Source organism: Clostridioides sp. ZZV15-6598 (assembly GCF_020657705.1).
In the GTDB taxonomy this organism is placed as follows: domain Bacteria; phylum Bacillota; class Clostridia; order Peptostreptococcales; family Peptostreptococcaceae; genus Clostridioides; species Clostridioides difficile_F.
Genome location: NZ_JAGWCS010000262.1, coordinates 1 through 1645, shown reverse-complemented (window position 1 = coordinate 1645; position 1645 = coordinate 1). Strand labels below are relative to the sequence as shown.

At 26.6% G+C, this 1645-nt stretch carries 2 protein-coding genes; both read right to left on the bottom strand.

Annotated features, from left to right (window positions below; all coding sequences use genetic code 11):
• Nucleotides 1-44: 44 nt before the first annotated feature.
• Nucleotides 45-992 carry an RluA family pseudouridine synthase gene (locus tag KGF50_RS21380; protein WP_227849928.1) on the bottom strand — a complete coding sequence of 316 codons (948 nt, stop codon included), beginning with the start codon at nt 990-992 and terminating at the stop codon, nt 45-47.
• Nucleotides 961-1407 (bottom strand): signal peptidase II, encoded by a 447-nt coding sequence (lspA, locus tag KGF50_RS21375; RefSeq protein ID WP_227849927.1) that lies wholly within the window; start codon nt 1405-1407, stop codon nt 961-963. Before lspA ends, KGF50_RS21380 begins: the two co-directional genes overlap by 32 nt.
• Between the last annotated feature and the right edge of the window lie 238 nt (nt 1408-1645).

The following is a 1645-nucleotide window of genomic DNA, read 5'->3' as shown; positions in this document are numbered from 1 at the left end:
CTTGTATAAATCTAATTATATAATTTATAATATCATACAAATTTTTATTTAACTTTTCTAAGAACTTCCTTAAAGTATTCTGGTAATTCTGAATCAAATTCAATGTATTCCTTAGTAGTAGGATGTATAAATCCCAATTTTTTAGCATGCAAAGTTTGTCCCTTTAGTTTAAACTTATTTTCTTTAGGTCCATATACACTATCACCTAGAAGTGGATGATTTATAGATAAAGCATGAACTCTGATTTGGTGAGTTCTACCAGTTTCAAGTCTAGCTCTCATATGAGTAAATTTATCAAATCTTTCCACCACTTCAAAATGAGTTACTGCATTTCTTCCATCTTTTACTACAGCCATTTTTAATCTATCCTTAGGATTTCTTCCTATAGGTTTATCTACAGTTATTTTATCTTCTTTAACTACACCATAACATATAAATTCATACTCCCTAGTTATAGAATGCTCTTTTAATTGTTCTGCTAAAAAATTATGTGCATAATTATTTTTAGCTATCATAAGAAGACCAGAAGTATCTTTGTCTATTCTATGAACTATGCCAGGTCTAATAACACCATTTATTGATGATAGCTTATCTTTACAATGGTACAAAATCCCATTTACCAATGTATTTTCATAATTTCCAGGAGCAGGGTGAACAACCATGTCCTGAGATTTATTAATTATTAAAACATCATCATCTTCATATACAATATTTATCGGAATATCTTGAGCTACCACCTCTAAAACTTTAGGCTCTGGTATCTCTATAATAATCTTATCTTCTTCTTTAACTAAATATTTTGCTTTTTCTACTTTATTATTAACTTTTACTTTACTATCTTTTATAATTTTTTGTATGTAGCTTCTTGACATATCTCCTAATTGTTCTGCTAGATAAACATCAAGTCTAACCTCATCTTCCTCTTCAAGCACTAAAAACTCTCTTATTTCATCCATCAAATCACCTACTTTTACTTTCAAAAAATAAAACATATATACATAAAAATACAGTTCCTACAACTACAAATACATCAGCTACATTAAATACATATTCCCATATAATTCTAAAATCAAAATAATCTACTACAAATCCTAATCTCACCCTGTCAACTAGATTTCCCAATGCACCAGATATTATTAATATGATTCCCAATTTTCCAGATGTATGCACTTTTCTTGTGTTGAGATAATATAGTCCAAATACTGTTGCAATTAGTGCAACTATTATAAATATCCATTGATTATTTTGTAATAGTCCAAATGCTGCACCTCTATTTTCAACATAAGTTAGATGAAATACATTCTTTATTATTGGTATTGTGGATACATTAACCAAATTATTTAACACCCATAGTTTAGACAATTGATCTAATCCTATAAGCAGAATTATTATTAACACATATAACAATGATTTTTCCCCCTATAAATTATTTAAAAATCAATTTTGATTGAAATTCACTATTACCATTATACAAAAAAAATACCATAAAGAGCAACTCTGTTAAAATTGAATTTTTTAGTAAAACTAATCAAAAATAATATTAACCTTTCTATATTATAAATTGCTACAAATTTAAAATCATATTATTATGTATAAAAAATTTCAAAATACTCTATTATTCAATATTTTTTGTGTATTTTATAGC

Coding starts and splice junctions, on each gene's coding strand:
- KGF50_RS21380 (WP_227849928.1), bottom strand. CDS start 992: ATGTTTTATTTTTTGAAAGTAAAAGTAGGTGATTTGATGGATGAAATA.